The sequence below is a fragment of the Antiquaquibacter metalliresistens genome, assembly GCF_029211225.1.
Taxonomy (GTDB): Bacteria; Actinomycetota; Actinomycetes; order Actinomycetales; family Microbacteriaceae; genus Rhodoglobus; species Rhodoglobus metalliresistens.
This window is the reverse complement of sequence record NZ_JARGEM010000001.1, coordinates 76,625-92,109: the sequence shown is the minus strand read 5'-3', so window position 1 is coordinate 92,109 and position 15,485 is coordinate 76,625. Positions and strand designations below refer to the sequence as shown.

The 15,485-nt window shown below is 69.8% G+C and carries 12 protein-coding genes; 8 read left to right on the top strand and 4 right to left on the bottom strand.

Translation table 11 applies throughout. The features are described from left to right. The first annotated feature begins 19 nt into the window (after nucleotides 1–19). The 5 genes from PYV02_RS00410 (at nucleotide 20) to PYV02_RS00390 (ending at nucleotide 7,035) form a co-directional block, all read left to right on the top strand. A complete protein-coding gene (locus PYV02_RS00410) occupies nucleotides 20–571 on the top strand; it encodes a TetR/AcrR family transcriptional regulator (RefSeq protein WP_275755054.1) in 552 nt (183 codons plus the stop codon). 41 nt (nucleotides 572–612) lie between these two features. Further along, a complete protein-coding gene (locus PYV02_RS00405; RefSeq protein WP_275755052.1) occupies nucleotides 613–1,416 on the top strand; it encodes an SDR family NAD(P)-dependent oxidoreductase in 804 nt (267 codons plus the stop codon). Between the two features lie 140 nt (nucleotides 1,417–1,556). After that, entirely contained in the window at nucleotides 1,557–3,629 is a 2,073-nt protein-coding gene (locus PYV02_RS00400; protein WP_275755050.1) for an acyl-CoA dehydrogenase family protein, read from the top strand. Between the two features lie 190 nt (nucleotides 3,630–3,819). Further along, nucleotides 3,820–5,301 carry a helix-turn-helix transcriptional regulator gene (locus PYV02_RS00395; protein WP_275755049.1) on the top strand — a complete coding sequence of 494 codons (1,482 nt, stop codon included), beginning with the start codon at nucleotides 3,820–3,822 and terminating at the stop codon, nucleotides 5,299–5,301. Nucleotides 5,302–5,427: 126 nt separating this feature from the next. Then, entirely contained in the window at nucleotides 5,428–7,035 is a 1,608-nt protein-coding gene (locus PYV02_RS00390; RefSeq protein ID WP_275755047.1) for a hypothetical protein, read from the top strand. A 112-nt stretch (nucleotides 7,036–7,147) separates the two neighbouring features. Here PYV02_RS00390 and PYV02_RS00385 read toward each other — a convergent pair whose 3' ends face one another. Both PYV02_RS00385 and PYV02_RS00380 read right to left on the bottom strand, forming a co-directional pair. Next, entirely contained in the window at nucleotides 7,148–8,737 is a 1,590-nt protein-coding gene (locus PYV02_RS00385) for a DHA2 family efflux MFS transporter permease subunit (RefSeq protein WP_275755045.1), read from the bottom strand. A gap of 9 nt (nucleotides 8,738–8,746) precedes the next feature. Further along, complete coding sequence (locus tag PYV02_RS00380) at nucleotides 8,747–9,544, bottom strand: tryptophan-rich sensory protein (RefSeq protein ID WP_275755043.1); 798 nt, start codon at nucleotides 9,542–9,544, stop codon at nucleotides 8,747–8,749. A 67-nt stretch (nucleotides 9,545–9,611) separates the two neighbouring features. On the opposite strand from PYV02_RS00380, the gene ypfJ reads away from it, so the two are divergent. Beyond that, the gene (gene ypfJ, locus PYV02_RS00375) at nucleotides 9,612–10,499 is read left to right on the top strand and encodes a KPN_02809 family neutral zinc metallopeptidase (protein ID WP_275755041.1); all 888 of its coding nucleotides are present in this window, start codon (nucleotides 9,612–9,614) and stop codon (nucleotides 10,497–10,499) included. Nucleotides 10,500–10,515: 16 nt separating this feature from the next. Here the strand turns inward: ypfJ and PYV02_RS00370 are convergent, their stop codons facing one another. Next, nucleotides 10,516–11,163, bottom strand: a complete 648-nt coding sequence (locus tag PYV02_RS00370) for a response regulator (RefSeq protein ID WP_275755039.1) — start codon at nucleotides 11,161–11,163, stop codon at nucleotides 10,516–10,518. Then, a complete protein-coding gene (locus tag PYV02_RS00365) occupies nucleotides 11,160–12,755 on the bottom strand; it encodes a sensor histidine kinase (protein ID WP_275755037.1) in 1,596 nt (531 codons plus the stop codon). The genes PYV02_RS00370 and PYV02_RS00365 overlap by 4 nt, the downstream gene beginning before the upstream one ends. 212 nt (nucleotides 12,756–12,967) lie before the next feature. Here PYV02_RS00365 and PYV02_RS00360 point away from each other — a divergent pair, with 212 nt between their 5' ends. Both PYV02_RS00360 and PYV02_RS00355 read left to right on the top strand, forming a co-directional pair. Continuing rightward, complete coding sequence (locus tag PYV02_RS00360; protein ID WP_275755035.1) at nucleotides 12,968–13,804, top strand: universal stress protein; 837 nt, start codon at nucleotides 12,968–12,970, stop codon at nucleotides 13,802–13,804. 92 nt (nucleotides 13,805–13,896) lie between these two features. Beyond that, entirely contained in the window at nucleotides 13,897–15,468 is a 1,572-nt protein-coding gene (locus PYV02_RS00355) for a cytochrome ubiquinol oxidase subunit I (protein ID WP_275755033.1), read from the top strand. The last annotated feature ends 17 nt before the right edge of the window (nucleotides 15,469–15,485 follow it).

Genomic DNA, 15,485 nt, shown 5'->3' with positions numbered 1-15,485 from the left:
CCACCGTAGACTTCAGCCGATGGGTACGAATGCACGCGTCAACCGGGGTCCAGCCGCCGCCGCGCAGAACCGAGCGGCGATCATTCGAGCCGCCGGCGAGATCTTCGCAGAGCAGGGTCTGAACGCGCCGCTGAACGCCATCGCCAAGCGCGCGGGAGTGGGACAGGGCAGTCTCTATCGTCACTTTCCCACCAGGGCGTCGCTCGCATACGCGGCCTTCGATCAGGGGCTGGCCGAGATCGAGGCGCTGACGGCCCGCGGCGGAACTCTTGCGCAGGTGCTCGCACTCGTCACTGAGCAGGCCAGGGCATCCGTCGCCTTCCTGGAGCTTCTCGCGCCGCTCGCGCAGGAACCCGACTGGGCGAGCCTCGGGGTGCGAATCCGGGCGGTCATCGAGGCGACCATCGTCGAGGGTGTGCGGTCGGGAACGGTGCCGGCGCACTACACCGTCGACGACGTGCTGCTTGCGATCCGCATGGTCGCGGGGGCGCTTGCGGGATCGGTCGAGGGGACTCGGGAAGCCGTCAGCGCCGGGGCATGGCGCCTCCTGGGCATCGAGGTGCATACTTAACCGGACACTGTTGTCCGCTGCGAAGAGAAGAGAGCCACGCCATGCAGATCGCCGACAAGGTATTCGTCGTCACCGGCGGTGGTAACGGGATGGGCCGCGAGGTGGTGCTTCAGCTCATCCAGCGCGGTGCTCGAGTCGCCGCCGTCGATCTGAGCGAGGCCGGTCTCGCCGAGACGGTCGCGCTCGCCGGCGCAACGGAAGGCCGACTCACGACCCATGCCGTCAACGTCGCCGATCGGGACGCGGTGCTCGCGCTGCCGGATACGGTGATCAAGGCCCACGGCCAGGTGGACGGCCTCTTCAACGTGGCCGGCATCATCCAACCGTTCGTGAAGCTCGAGGAGCTCGGCTTCGACGTGATCGAGCGTGTGATGAACGTCAACTTCTGGGGCGTCGTCAACATGTCGAAGGCATTCCTGCCGCACCTGCTGGCACGGCCCGAGTCGGGCCTGCTGAACGTCTCGAGCATGGGCGGCTTCCTCCCCGTTCCGGGTCAGGCCGCATACGGCGCGAGCAAGGCTGCGGTCAAGCTGTTCACCGAGGCGCTGTTCGCGGAGACGCAGGGCACACCGCTCGCGGTGACGGTGGTCTTCCCCGGTGGGGTCGCGACGAACATCACGACGAACTCCGGCGTCGACATGCCGCGGATGGCGGCGAGCACGGGCAAGCAGCCCAAGGCGACGAGCGCGGCGGATGCCGGGCGTCAGATCGTCCAGGCGATGGAGAAGGGCGCCTTCCGGGCGACCATCGGCGGCGATGCGCGCCTCATGGACCGTCTCGCCCGCCTGGCGCCGCGCCGTGCGACCCTGCTGATCGCCAGCCAGATGAAGTCGCTCCTGGGCTGACGTCACCCCGGCGCAACTCCACAACTCGACCTGGGGTTCTTTGCAGGAATCCACCAACGGTCGGGCGGGCCGGTCGCGGCTGTTTGGTGGCTCCCTACCGGTGGCTGGCGCGCTCCGAACCCCGGACGTAGCGTGGTGTCATGAGCCAGATTGCCGATCGCACAGCCGCCGCGTCCGCCGTTGACGAGGCTCCGACCGTCGACGTCTCCGCGCTCGGCCAACAGCTCCTCGGTCGCTGGGCCGACATCCGCCGCACCGCCCGCGCGCTCGCTGCGCGCCCCGAGATCCAGCGCATCCCCGGCCAGTCGATGGCCGAGCATCGCGAACGCGTGCTCACCCAGTTGCACCTGCTCGTGCAGGAGAACGCCGTGCAGCGCGCCTTCCCGGTCTCCGTCGGCGGCCAGGACAACCACGGTGGCAACATCGCCGGCTTCGAGGAGCTCGTGCTCGCCGACCCCAGCCTACAGATCAAGTCGGGCGTGCAGTGGGGCCTGTTCGGCGCGGCGGTGCTGCACCTGGGCACGGCGTTGCACCACGAGACCCTGCTGCCGAAGATCATGACGCTGGAGGTGCCCGGCGCCTTCGCGATGACCGAGACCGGCCACGGGTCGGATGTCGCGGCGATCGGCACGACGGCCACCTACGATCCCGAGGCCGGCGACTTCGTGCTGCACACACCGTTCCGCGCGGCGTGGAAGGACTACCTCGGCAACGCCGCCCTGCACGGACAGGCAGCCGTCGTCTTCGCCCAGCTCATCACGAAGGGCGTCAACCACGGCGTGCACGCCTTCTACGTGCCGATCCGCGACGAGGGCGGCTTCCTGCCCGGCGTCGGCGGCGAGGACGACGGCCTCAAGGGCGGCCTCAACGGCATCGACAACGGCCGGCTGCACTTCGACCACGTGCGGGTGCCGCGCGTGAACCTGCTCAACCGCTACGGCGACGTCGCGGAAGACGGCACCTACAGCTCGCCCATCGCGAGCCCGGGTCGGCGGTTCTTCACGATGCTCGGCACCCTCGTGCAGGGTCGCGTCTCGCTCGACGGAGCCGCGACGGTCGCCTCGAAGGCCGCGCTGACGATCGCGATCACCTACGCGACGCAGCGCCGGCAGTTCACCGCGGGCAGCGACACCGACGAGGAAGTGCTGCTCGACTACCAGCGGCACCAGCGCCGCCTGCTGACCCGCCTGGCGACGACCTACGCGATGTCGTTCGCGCACGAGCGCTTCCTCGAGAAGTTCGACGACGTCTTCAGCGGTGCGCACGACACGGATGCCGACCGCCAAGACCTCGAGACGCTCGCGGCGGCCCTCAAGCCGCTCTCCACCTGGGCCGCGCTCGACATCCTGCAAGAGGCGCGCGAGGCGTGCGGCGGCGCCGGATTCCTCGCCGAGAACCGGCTCACGCAGTTGCGCGCCGACCTCGACATCTACGTGACGTTCGAGGGCGACAACAACGTGCTGCTGCAGCTGGTCGCCAAGCGACTGCTCACCGACTACTCGAAGAAGTTCGCGAGCCTCGACGCGGGTGCGATGGCCGCGTTCGTCGCCGACCAGGTCGGGGATGCCGCGATCAACCGCACCGGGCTGCGCAGCTTCGCGCAGAAGGTGCGCGACTTCGGCTCGACGGCACGTTCGGTCGGCTACATCCGTGACACCGACTCGCAGCGCCAGCTGCTCACCGACCGGGTGCAGACGATGGTCGCGGAGATCGCCGGTCGCCTGCGCAACGCGAACAAGCTGCCGAAGGCCGAAGCGGCCGCACTGTTCAACAGCAACCAGAACGCGCTCATCGAGGCGGCCCGGGCGCACGGTGAGCTGCTGCAGTGGGAGGCGTTCACGGATGCGCTGGACGACATTCAGGATGCCGGCACGAAGCAGGTGCTCACCTGGTTGCGCGACCTCTTCGGGCTCGGTCTGATCGAGCAGCACGCGGCGTGGTACCTGACCTATGGGCGGATCTCGGCGCAGCGCATCCAGGCCGTCACGAGCTACATCGATGACCGCCTGCTGCCCCGACTGCGCGCGCATGCCCTCGACCTCGTCGCCGCGTTCGAGTTCACGCCGGAGCTCATCGGTGCACCGATCGCGCTCGGCGCCGAGCAGGCCAGGCAGGATGAGGCGCGGGCGTATTACGCGGCCCAGCGTGCCGCCGGCACGCTGCCCGAGGAGGAGAAGGCTCCGGCGAAGGCCGGGAGGCCCGCCTCGGCCTGACGCCTGCTCGACCCCACGGGCTTCGGAAAGTGGGGGTTTTCGGAAACTCCGGCTCGGTGCTACAGTTCGCAGACGTCCCCCTTTTGGGGGACCGCTACCCGAAGCAGCTGTCGTGCCCCCCATCGACGCCCTTGATGACGAGTTTCTCGCATTGGTCCGCTCCACCTCCTATGAGGAGGCGACGGAGAGGATGGCTACGGCCTGGGAGCACTACCTGCCGGACCGGGCCGCGGAGCTCGCGGAGCGCATCACCTCGCTGCCCGAGTCGTGCTGGGAGAACGATCCCGCACTGCTGGTGGCGCTCGCCGCGACCTTCCGCGAGGCGCCGGACAGCAACCACTTCGCCGCGCTCGCCTATCTGGATGCGGCATCCCGGCTGATCGAGGCGCGGCCCGACCTTTTGGTGCTCGTCGCCCTCGGGCGGGCTCGCTCGATGCGGGGACTCGGGCGCCTCGCCGACGCCCGGGCGCAGGCGCTGGTCGCGCGTCAGCTGGTCGCGGCCGCGCCGTTCCGCGTGGGCGTGCGGCTGGATCTGGAGGCGCGCACCCTCTTCGAGGAGGGGGCGTGCCTCGCACTCATGGGCGAACTGGATGCAGCGAGTCGCCAGATCCGTCACGGCCTCGGCCTGGCGGGTGCACTCGAGGTGCCCGGGCTCGTCGAGGCGAGGGGCTGGCTCGTCGTCGTTGACTACTTCTTGGGCGGCGCGGCCGATGCCTCACGTCATCTCGCCGCGGTTCCGATGGGCGGCGGCGCCGATCGGCTCGAGGTGGCACCGGCACTGCTCGCGGACGCGTTGGTCGCCCTCGACGACGGCGAGCATGTGCGGGCCGGCTCGACGATCGACCGGCTCGAAGCCATTGCGGGCGGCACGGAGTTCGAGGCCTTCGTCCTGCAGCTGCGGGCGATGTCGGCCGACATCACCACGGAGTTGGAAAGGCTCGATGTGCTGCGTTCCGTCGTCTTCGTCACACACGACTGGCAGTCCCCGGCGTTGCTGCGCGCCCTGCACGACGGCGAACGCGTCGCGGCGTTGATCCGACTCGGCTCGTTCGGCGCCGCGCGGGATGCGGTGGCCGGGCTGCCGAAGAAGAACCCCCTGCACACCCGGCACGCGGACTGCCCGGCCGTGGCGCCGGCCCGGCTCGCCCTGCATTCGGCGGACCATGACGGCGTGCTCGAGCTGACCGCGCCGTGCAGGGCGATGGGCGATCGGCACGCGCCGCGTTCCCTCGCCGCGGTGGAGGTGCTGCGTGCGGCGGCGCACGATGCCTTGGGTGACGCCATCACGGCGGGCGAGACGTTCGATCGCGTGCTGATGCAAGCGGCGCGCACCGGGTGGCGACGGCACTTCCAGGTGATCCCTCCGACTCGGCTCGCGGGGATGCTCGAGGACGCGGCCGCGCGCCCGCAGCCCCCCGAGTCCCGCGAAGTGCTCGACGTGCTCGCGGGCGCCGCGGTGGGAGCGGCTCCCGACATCGCGCCGCTGAGCTCCCGCGAGCGCATCGTTCTGGCGCGGATCGCGGCGGGTGAGACGCGGCGGCAGATCTCATCGCAGCTCCGAGTCTCGCCCAACACGGTCAAGGCGCAGGTGCGCAGCATCTATCGCAAGCTCGGCGCATCGAACCGGCATGAGGCGCTCGACCGGGCGGCGCGATTCGGCCTCGCCGACTGACCCTGAGCATCCCCCACTTTCGTACCGGGTCTCACCCCGGATCACCCATCCCTCACCCCCTGATCACCCGGGGCCCGGTGCTTGTATGCGACTGCCCGGGGTCCGTTCCCAGGAAATGAGGCACGAATGTCTACCCGATACCCGCACGGCGCCGTGCGGCCGAGGAGTCTTGCAGCGTTCTGCACGGCGGTCCTCGCCGCCGCCTCGCTGGCGTTGCTCCCGGCGCTGCCCGCCGCCGCCGACGACCTGACCGACCTCACGACGGCTGCGCAGGAGGCGAGGGCGGCCGCCGACGCCGCGCACGCCACGGCCGCCCAGGCCCAGACGGATGCCGCGGCCGCCGCCGAGAGTGCGGCATCAGCACGCGCTGCTGCCGACTCCGCCTCCGCGACCGCGACCACGGCAGCCGACGCGTTGGCCGCATCGCCGGATGACCCTGCTCTGCAGACCGCCGCCGCCGAGGCCCAGGCCGCCTTCGAGGCAGCGGATGCTGCCGCGCTCACGGCCGAGGCCGCTGCCGCCGAAGCCGAGGCTGCCGCTGCCGCGGCGCTCGCGACGGCGCAAGAGCTCGAGGCTGCCGCAGTCGCCGCCGAGGAGGCGCTGGCCGCCGCCAACCCTCCCGCGGAGGAGACGGTCGAAGAGCCGTCCTCGGAGGTCTCGTCCGAGCGCATGGTGAACAACTGCAATGACGTGAGCTTCTCCACGTACTCGCAGGACACCGATCGCTGGGGATGGTGCTTCCCGGACCCCGAGATCGACATCGACGTCACGAACGTCTGCCCGATCGAGGTCGTGGTGAGTGTCGAGCATCTCTGGTTCGCGGAATGGCTGGACTACTCGATCACCGTCAACGGCGTCGAGCAGCAGTTCGAGATCGACAAGTGGGGCAAGACCTCGTTCACCGTGGCCGCCGAGGAGGGCGCCTTCGAGGTGAAGGTCTACCGCGGCGATCACAAGGTTGCCTATGAGCACGAGTGGCTCTGGCAGGTCTGCCCGAACATCTCGACCGATGTCGAGCACGAATGCAAGGTGATCGGTGGCGACGCCGAGGTCGAGGTGCGGGTCGCCGATCTCGACTGGTGGAGAACCTACGACATCGTCGTGAGCGGACCCAACGGTGACGAGACGTTCCAGGCCGATTGGACCTCGTACTGGGAGAAGGATCTCTACCTGGTGCCCGGCGACTACACCGTCACCGTGACGAGCGAGGGATGGAAGCACGTGCCCGCACTCGGCCCCGTGACCTACCAGTTCACGGTCGCACCGTGCCCGGGTGAGGTGGTCATCACGATCACGCCGACCTGCTCGACCAACGATGCGGGCTCGCTCGGCGCAACGCTGTCCGGCTTGGTGATCGGTCGGGAGTACTGGGTGACGGTCGAAGGGCCGGGCGGCGTCGTGACCGACGTGACCTTCATCGCCGACGCCACGACGTGGGCGGTGCCCCCGGCACACCTGCCGCCAGGTACCTACACCGTGACGGTCGTCGACACGCAGAGCTACGACATCGAGTACGCGGTGCTCGGCGCCAAGTACGTCGACGTGCCGGAGTACGACCCGCTCACGTGGACCGCGACCGGCACGATCAGTTCGTGCCCGGCGCTCGCCCACACGGGTGAAGGTCCGAGCTCGCAGCTGCTGCCGGCGCTCGCGCTGGTGCCGATCGGTGCCGGACTCATGGTCGCCGGGGCGGTGCGCCGTCGTCGCCCGTTGATGGAGGCCGAAGAGGAGTAAGGAGCCGGGTGCGGGTCAGCATCCCCCGGGTGGCCCGCACCCCCCCCAACGTGAGCCGGGAGCGTGACCCGATACAGCGCTCCCGGCTCACCCATGTGGGTGGACCGTTCGCTCAGCTCGGGGTCGTGGAGTCCTCGAGGTGCTCCTCACGTCGGCCGGAGCCCGTGAGGCGCAGGGTGGCGAGGAACCCGAGGGCGAGGAATCCTGCCGCGGAGAACGCGGCGAGGCGGGTCGCGTCGCTGAAGGCGGCCCGGGCGTCGGCGGCGGCATCCGGCGACCGATCGTCCAGGCTCGGGATGGCACTGCCCGCCGAGTCGACGACGGCGTCCACGATCTGGGTGCGCACATCGGCGGGGATCTCGTCGCGTTCGTCCAGCTTGGACTGCAGCCCCGCACCCAGACTGGCGAACAGGATCGTGCCCAGCACCGCGATGCCGAGCGCCGAGCCGACCTGTCGCGCCGTGCTCTGCGTGCCGGAACCCTGGCCGCTCTGATCGAGCGGTACGTCCTTGAGCACGACGCTCGTCAGCTGCGCGGTCGCGAGGCCGACGCCGAAGCCGTAGACGAAGACGCCCGGCACGATCTGCCACCACTCGGAGGTGGGTGAGATGCCGAGCGCGACGATGAGGATGCCGATCACCTCGGCCACGATGCCCACGCGCACGATCGTCACGGGACTGACCCGGTTGCCGAAGCCGCCGGCGAACCCGCTCGCCACGAACGACCCGATCGCGAGGGCGAGGATCACGAAGCCCGCCTGCAGTGCGTCGTAGCCGAGCACGTTCTGCAGCCACAGCGGCAGGGAGAGGATGAGCCCGAACTCGCCGAGCGAGACGATGAGCGCCGCGATGTTGCCGTTGCGGAACGACGGAATGCGCAGCAGGCCGAACGCCAGCATCGTGGGCTTGCCCTCGCGCTCGCGGCGCAGCCCCCAGAGCACGAAGGCGGCGAGCGCGACCAGGGTCAGCGCGAAGACGAAGGGGATCGGCGAGATCCCGAACGTCCAGAAGTTCGGCGGGGTGTCGCTGAACCACCAGCCGTAGGTGCGGCCCTCGATGAGACCGAAGACGAGGCTTGCGAAGAGCAGCACGGAGAGGATGGCTCCGACGACATCCACCCGGCGTGGCTCGCCGACCTCGCGTGATTCGGAGACGGTCACGAGGATGCCGACGATGATGATCACGCCGAGCGGCACATTGATGCCGAACGCCCAGCGCCACGAGAAGTAGGTGGTCAGCCAGCCGCCGAGCAGCGGGCCGACCGCGGCCATGCCGCCGATCGTCGAGCCCCAGACGGCGAACGCGATGGCGCGCTCCCGCCCGCGGAAGGTGGCGTTGATGGTCGACAGCGAGGCGGGCAGGATCATGGCGCCGCCGACGCCCTGGATCAACCTCGCGAGAATCAGCAGTTCGCCCGTGGTCACGAGCGCAGCGAACACCGATGCGATGGCGAACAGGGCGACACCGATGAGCGTGATCCGTCTACGGCCGAAGCGATCGGCGAGCGTGCCGAACACGAGCAGCAGCGCCGCGAACACCAGTGTGTAGCTCTCCTGCACCCATTGCACCTGGGTCGAGGAGATGCCGAGGTCGTCGACGATCGAGGGGATCGCGACGTTGACGATCGTCGAGTCGACGATGATGAGCGCGACGGCGACGCTGATGAAGACGAGGCCGAGCCAGCGGGTGCGTTCGGATGCCACGGCGCAAACTTACGCCCGGGAGCGAACTGCATCGCGCCGCCGCGCTCGCAGCAGCGCCGCCGAGCCCAGCACCACGACCACGGCCGCGATCGCCGCGACCGCCGTGACGGTCGAGGCGGGTTCCCCGGTGAGCCGCCCGACCGCCACCCAGGCCAGCCCCCAGCTCAGCGAGAGCGCCGGAGCGATGCGCCCGCGCCCCGCGATCGCGATCGCGACGCCGGCGGCCGCCGCGGCGACGATCACCAGCACCGACCACAGTTCCGGCGGCCAGCCGAAGCCGGTGAAGCCGCTCGCCACCAACCACGCGGTGACGTTCGCGGCGGTCGCGATGGTCACCCAGCCGAGGTAGAGGCCGAGCGAGCCGTCGGTGATGACGGCGTCCAGGCGACTCGTCGACGGCGATGCGGTGAGCTCCAGCAGGATGCGCAGCAGCACCGCCAGCAGCACCGCGATGATCGGCACACTGAGCGGCAGCAGGTCGAACTGGATCGACAGGATCCACGCCGCGTTCAGCACCAGCGATGCCGCGACCCAGTACCCGATCCGCCGGTGCCGCTGCGCGCCGGACTGCGCCGGCAGGAACTGCCACACCGCGTACGCCAGGAGTCCGAGGTAGATCACCGACCAGATCGAGAACGCGGGAGCGGCGGGGGCGATGAGGGTCGCGTCGGCGGCGAGGGCACCGCCCGCGGCATCCTGGATCGGCGTGCCGCCTGCTGCGCCCGATCCGATGAAGGAGCCGATCACCGCGATCACCGCCGAGGCCGCCACCGTGATCTGCCGTGCCGTGTCGCGTGCGTCGCGCATGGTGACCTCCTCGTTTCTGGCCCAGACTACGCCGCGCGCCGCCCCCGATGACCGGTAGCGTCGAGCCATGACGTTCAACGACAACGCCAAGATCAACCCGAATCGCGTGAGCCGTCGCGGCCGCAACACCGGTATCGCGATCGGCGGCGGCGGGTTGCTCGTCGTTGGCCTCTTCTTGCTCTCGCAACTGCTGGGCGTCGACCTCACCGGCCTCGCCCCCGCGATCCAGGGCGGCGGCACCGGCAGCGGACAACAGGGCGAGCCGCTCGCGGGCTGCGACACCGGTGCCGAGGCCAACGCCTCGATCGACTGCCGCATCGCCGGCGCCGCCGACTCGCTCGACACCTACTGGGGGCAGACCCTGCCGGAGTTCGGCGGCACCTACCGTTCGACGCAGATCGTGCTGTTCAGCGGACAGACCGACACGGGCTGCGGTGGCGCGACGAGCGCGGTCGGCCCGTTCTACTGCCCCGCCGACGAGACGATCTACGTGGACACGGCCTTCTACGACGAGCTGCGCACCCGCTTCGGCTCGTCCGGCGGTCCGCTCGCCGAGATGTATGTGATCGCGCACGAGTGGGGTCACCACATTCAGAACATCACCGGGATCATGTCGGGCCTCGACCTGCAGAACGCCGGCCCCGACTCCGACGGGGTGCGGCTCGAGCTGCAGGCGGACTGCTTCGCGGGCGCGTGGGTCGGGGCGGCGCCGTCCATCACCGACGAGAACGGCGTCAGCTTTCTCGAGCCGGTGACCGAGGAGCAGATTCGGGATGCCCTCAGCGCGGCATCCGCGGTCGGCGACGATCGCATCCAGCAGTCGACCCAGGGGCAGGTCACGCCCGAGACGTGGACGCACGGCTCGAGCGAGAGCCGCCAGAAGTGGTTCCTGGTCGGCGCGAACGGCGGTCCGGACGCGTGCAATACCTTCGACGTGGAGGGCTCGCAGCTCTAGCCGCCGACCGACCGGTTCAGTGCTCGGGCGTCTTGACGCTAGCGCCGTAGACGGCGGCCTGAGTGCGCCGCTCCATGCCCAGTTTCGCGAGCAGCCCCGAGACGTAGTTCTTCACGGTCTTCTCGGCGAGCTCGAGGCGTTCGCCGATCTGTCGGTTCGTGAGCCCGTCGGCGATGAGCTCGAGCACCTGACGCTCGCGCAGGGAGAGCTCCGGCGCCGGCGCGGCGGGGGTCGAGGGCAGGGTCGTCGCGGTGAGGTCCTGCACGACGCGCTGGGCGACATCCTGGCGCATGAGGCTCTTGCCGCCGGCCACGGCGCGGATGCCTTCGATCAGGCGCTGGCCCCGGATGTCCTTGAGCACGTACCCGCTCGCACCCGCCATGACGGCGGCGACGCTCGCGTGATCGTCATCGTACGCAGTGAGGATCAGGCACTTCGTCTCCGGGAGCACGGAGAGGATGTCACGGCATAGGTCGATGCCGCTGCCGTCGGGCAGCCGCACGTCGAGCACGACCACGTCCGGCCGCGTCGCGCTCACCCGGCCGAGGGTGCGCTCGACGGTCGCGGACTCGCCGACGACTTCGAGGTCGCGCTCGGCGTTGATGAGGTCGGCGATGCCGCGACGCACGATCTCGTGGTCGTCGACGAGGAAGACGGTGGTCATGAATGGGCCTCCAAGGGGGCGGTCCAGGCGACACGCGTCCCGCCGTCGGGTCTGGCGTCGATCGAGTAGCTGCCGCCACGGCGGGCGGCGCGTTCGGCGAGGTTCGCGGTGCCGCTCGTGCGACCGCCCGGGGTAAAGCCGACACCGTCGTCGTCGATGCGGATGCGCAGCACATCGGTCTCGACGGCGACCTCCACCTCGCACATCGAGGCCTGCGCGTGCCTCGCGACGTTGGTGAGCGACTCACGAACGACCGCCACGGCATCCTCCGCGAGGTCCGCCCGTACGAGCAGGTCGACCGGACCGAGGAACGACAGCCTGGGGGAGGCCTTCAGGCCGGAGTCGAGCTCGCTGACCAGGTCGAGCAGGCGGTGACGCAGGGTCTGACCGCGGGCTCGTTCGGGGGAGGAGAGCGCGAACACCACGGTGCGGATCTCGGCGATGGCGGTGTCGATCGCGTCCACCTGTTCGAGCACCGATTCGCTCACCTCCGGGTGACGCACGGCGGCGCTCTGCAGGCTCAGCCCGGCACCGAAGAGGCGCTGGATGACGTGGTCGTGCAGATCGCGCGCGATCCGGCTGCGGTCCTCGGAGAGCTCGAGCCGAGTCCGGTCGCGTCGACCGCGGGCGATCTCGATCGCGACGCTCGCCTGGGCGGCGAACTCCGTGGCGAGCTCCAGGTCGGCGGGCGAGAAGCGCTGCGCGCCGAGGGCGCGACTGACGGTGAGCGCTCCGATCGTGCGCTCACCGCCGTAGAGCGGCACCACGAAGGTGGGTCCGGCCTGCGGCCAGTCCGCCGCCTCGGCGTCGAGGACCTCCACGAGCATGGGCTCGTTGGACTCCAGGGATCGCCCGACGATGCTGCCGGCGGCGGGGTAGACCTGGTCCCGCACGCGCTCGGCCTGCTCGCCGCGGGCGACCGCGATGCGCAGCAGCACCGGATCGTCCGCCGGAACGACGACGCAGACGAGCTCGGCATCGACGAGCGCGGCGACCTCATCGGCGATCACCGGCAGCGCCTCCGAGTCCCTGCGCAGGATCTCGGCGGTCACGCGAGCGCTCGCGGCGCTCCAGCGCTCGCGACGACGGGTCTCGTCGAACAGCCGTGCGTTCTCGATCGCGATCCCCGCGGTCGCGGCGAGCACGCTCACCAATTCCTCGTCCTCCCGGCTGAATGCGCCCGAGGCCGGGTTGGTGAGGTAGAGGTTGCCGAACACCTCGTCGCGCACCCGGATCGGTACGCCGAGGAAGGCATCCATGTTCGGGTGATGCTGCGGAAACCCCGCGGAGCGCGGATCGTCGTGCAGGTGCTCGAGCCTGATCGCCTCACCGGAGTCGATCACGGCGCCGAGCAGCCCGTGCCCCTCGGGGAGGTGCCCGATGCGCGTCGCGAGCGGCTCGTCGAGGCCGACGTGGATGAACTGCTCGAGTCCGCGATCCGGCCCGATGACCCCGAGCGCGCCGTACTGCGCATCGACGAGTTCCACGGCCGCCTGCGCGATACGACGCAGCACCTCGGGCAGTTCGAGATCCTCGACGACGGCACGATTGGCCCGCAGCAGGTTGCGCAGGCGACTCTGAGTCGCGAGCACTCGTTGCGCGTTCGCGACGAGTTCCTCGATCGTACGTTCCAGTTCAGATCGAGGGGTATCGGGGAAGGTTATCTCTTCGCTCGTCACGTGGATCGTTTCTCCCAATCGGACAGCGCCAGCGTATCCCGTCTCCGCGTCCCATGGGACTTCCGGCCCTGTCTGCGCACCCGGCTCGCCCACAGAGTGGTCATTCACGAGGAGGGATGCGCGGTATGAGAACCGAGCGCGTGCTGGTCGGCATCGATGCCGAGGAAGCGAGCCAGACCGCGGTCGACTGGGTGATTCAACGTGCCCGCGACCGCGAACTCGTCGTGACGCTCGTGACCTCCGGCGATCTGCTCACCGGCGATCCTGCGGAGGATGACGCGCGCCTGGCGCGCACCGCCGACCGCATCCGCCAGAGCGCCCCGGGCGTCGAGGTCACCACGACGGTGACGGACCGCTCGATCGTCGAGGGGCTCGTCGAGCTCTCCGCGTCGTTCGACCTGCTCGTGCTCGGAGCCCATCCCCACCACCCGGTGCGGTCGGCCCTCACCGGGTCGCTGCCGTTCCGCGTGGCATCCCGCGCACGCTGCATGACCGTGATCGTGCCCTCGGACTGGAGACAGTCGAGCGGACCGGTCGTGGTCGGCGTCGGCGACGATGCGACCGCGAACCGTGCCCTGCTCTTCGCCGCGCTCAACGCCACCGAGGCGGACTGCGAACTCGAGGTCCTGCACGCCTGGCAGCTGCCCGCGGTGACCGACACCCTCGTGGGTGTGCCGCTGAGTCCCACCGACCTGCGTCGGGCGCACCGCGAGCTGCTGTCGGCGGCCATGGAGCGCGTCCGCGCCGCGTTCCCGTCGGTGCGCGTGCGCGGCTACCTGCACGAGGGTCCACCGGCTGACCGGATCGTGCCGCATGCCGATCGCGCCTCGCTCGTCGTGCTCGGCACGCACCGCCGCGGAACCGTAATGGCCGCCGTGCTCGGCTCGACGGTGCGTTCGGTGCTCAACAACGGGCACGCTCCGGTGTGCGTCGTGCCGCCGGCTCAGCCGATCTCGACCTGATCAGGACGCGGCGGGACCTTGGGCCCTACGTGCGCGGACGCGACTCCACGAGTGTTGTGTTGGTCGCACCCGGCGGCCGTGAGGAGCATCCCGTGGACCCCGTTGACATCGCCCGTTGGCAGTTCGGCATCACCACCGTCTACCACTTCCTGTTGGTGCCGCTGACGCTCGGGCTCGGTCCCGTCGTCGCGTTCTTCCACACCATGTACGTCAGCACCGGCAACGAGCGCTGGCTGCGGATGACCAAGTTCTGGGGCAAGCTCTACCTGGTCAACTTCATCCTCGGTGTGGCGACCGGCATCGTGCAGGAGTTCCAGTTCGGCATGGCCTGGAGCGAGTACTCGCGATACGTGGGCGACGTCTTCGGCGCACCGCTGGCGATGGAGGGCCTGCTCGCCTTCTTCGTCGAGTCGACCTTCCTCGGTCTGTGGATCTTCGGATGGGGCCGCCTGCCCAAGCGCGTGCACCTCGCCACCATCTGGCTCGCCGTGATCGGCTCGTGGATCTCCGCGTTCTTCATCATCGTGGCCAACTCCTGGATGCAGCACCCGGTCGGCGTCGAACTCATCGACGGTCGGCCGGTGCTGGTCGACATCTGGGCGGTGCTGGGCAACAACACGGCGATCGCCGCCTTCACGCACACCCTGCTCGGCTCGGTCTCGGTGGCCGGAGCCTTCCTGCTCGGCATCGCCTGGTACCACCTCTGGCGTCGCCGCAAGGACGGCATCGACACGGTCGATGCGACCGGTCGCGTCGTCGTCGGCTCGGCTCCGACCATTCCCGGTCGCGACGAGGCCGACCACAGCGTCTGGATCAAGTCGCTTCGGGTGGGTGCGGTCATCGCGATCCTCGGCTTCGCCGGCGTCACCCTCACCGGCGACCTGCAGGCCAAGCTCATGTTCGACCAGCAGCCCATGAAGATGGCCGCGGCCGAAGCGGCGTGCGAGACCGGCTCGGGCTTCTCCGTGCTCGCCTTCGGCGACCTGGAGTCGGCCGATTGCGGCAACGTCGTCACGGTGATCGAGGTGCCCGGCCTGCTCGGCTTCCTCGCCAACGGCGACCCGAACACGACCGTCGAGGGAGTGTCCGACCTGCTCCCGCAATACCAGGCCGAGTACGGCGCCACGCTGCCGGAGGGCGAGATCTACGGTGACCGCGCCGGCCAGGAGGTCAACTACGTGCCCATCATGTGGGTGACCTACTGGGGCTTCCGGCTCATGATCGCGTTCGGCGCCGTCGCGGCGTTCGCCGCGGTGGTCGCCCTGTGGCTCACCCGCAAGGGCACGGTGCCGCAGTCGAAGTGGATCATGCGACTGGCTCTGCTGGGCATCCTCGCGCCGTTCGCCGCGAGCGCCGCGGGCTGGATCTTCACCGAGATGGGGCGCCAGCCGTTCGTGGTCGCACCCAACCCGAACCCGAGTGGCATCGACGGGGTGTTCATGTTCACCGCCGCCGCGGTCTCGCCCGGTGTGACGGCGGGGGAGATGCTCTTCTCGGTGATCACCCTCACCCTCGTCTATGCCGCACTGCTGGTCGTGGAACTGGCGATCATGGTGCGCTACGTGCGCGGCGGCGTCGCGGCCGCGATGCCCGAGTTGGGCAAGCCCGATGAGCCCGGCAGCGACGACCAGGACAAGCGCGACGTGCTCGCGTTCGCCTACTGATCCCTTCGAGACACGAG

Bases quoted from the DNA above. Each gene is read 5' to 3' on its own strand.
- PYV02_RS00370 (WP_275755039.1), bottom strand. From the start codon at position 11,163: ATGACCACCGTCTTCCTCGTCGACGACCACGAGATCGTGCGTCGCGGC.
- PYV02_RS00380 (WP_275755043.1), bottom strand. From the start codon at position 9,544: ATGCGCGACGCACGCGACACGGCACGGCAGATCACGGTGGCGGCCTCG.
- PYV02_RS00405 (WP_275755052.1), top strand. From the start codon at position 613: ATGCAGATCGCCGACAAGGTATTCGTCGTCACCGGCGGTGGTAACGGG.
- PYV02_RS00390 (WP_275755047.1), top strand. From the start codon at position 5,428: ATGTCTACCCGATACCCGCACGGCGCCGTGCGGCCGAGGAGTCTTGCA.
- PYV02_RS00395 (WP_275755049.1), top strand. From the start codon at position 3,820: ATGGCTACGGCCTGGGAGCACTACCTGCCGGACCGGGCCGCGGAGCTC.
- PYV02_RS00400 (WP_275755050.1), top strand. From the start codon at position 1,557: ATGAGCCAGATTGCCGATCGCACAGCCGCCGCGTCCGCCGTTGACGAG.
- PYV02_RS00410 (WP_275755054.1), top strand. From the start codon at position 20: ATGGGTACGAATGCACGCGTCAACCGGGGTCCAGCCGCCGCCGCGCAG.
- PYV02_RS00360 (WP_275755035.1), top strand. From the start codon at position 12,968: ATGAGAACCGAGCGCGTGCTGGTCGGCATCGATGCCGAGGAAGCGAGC.
- ypfJ (WP_275755041.1), top strand. From the start codon at position 9,612: ATGACGTTCAACGACAACGCCAAGATCAACCCGAATCGCGTGAGCCGT.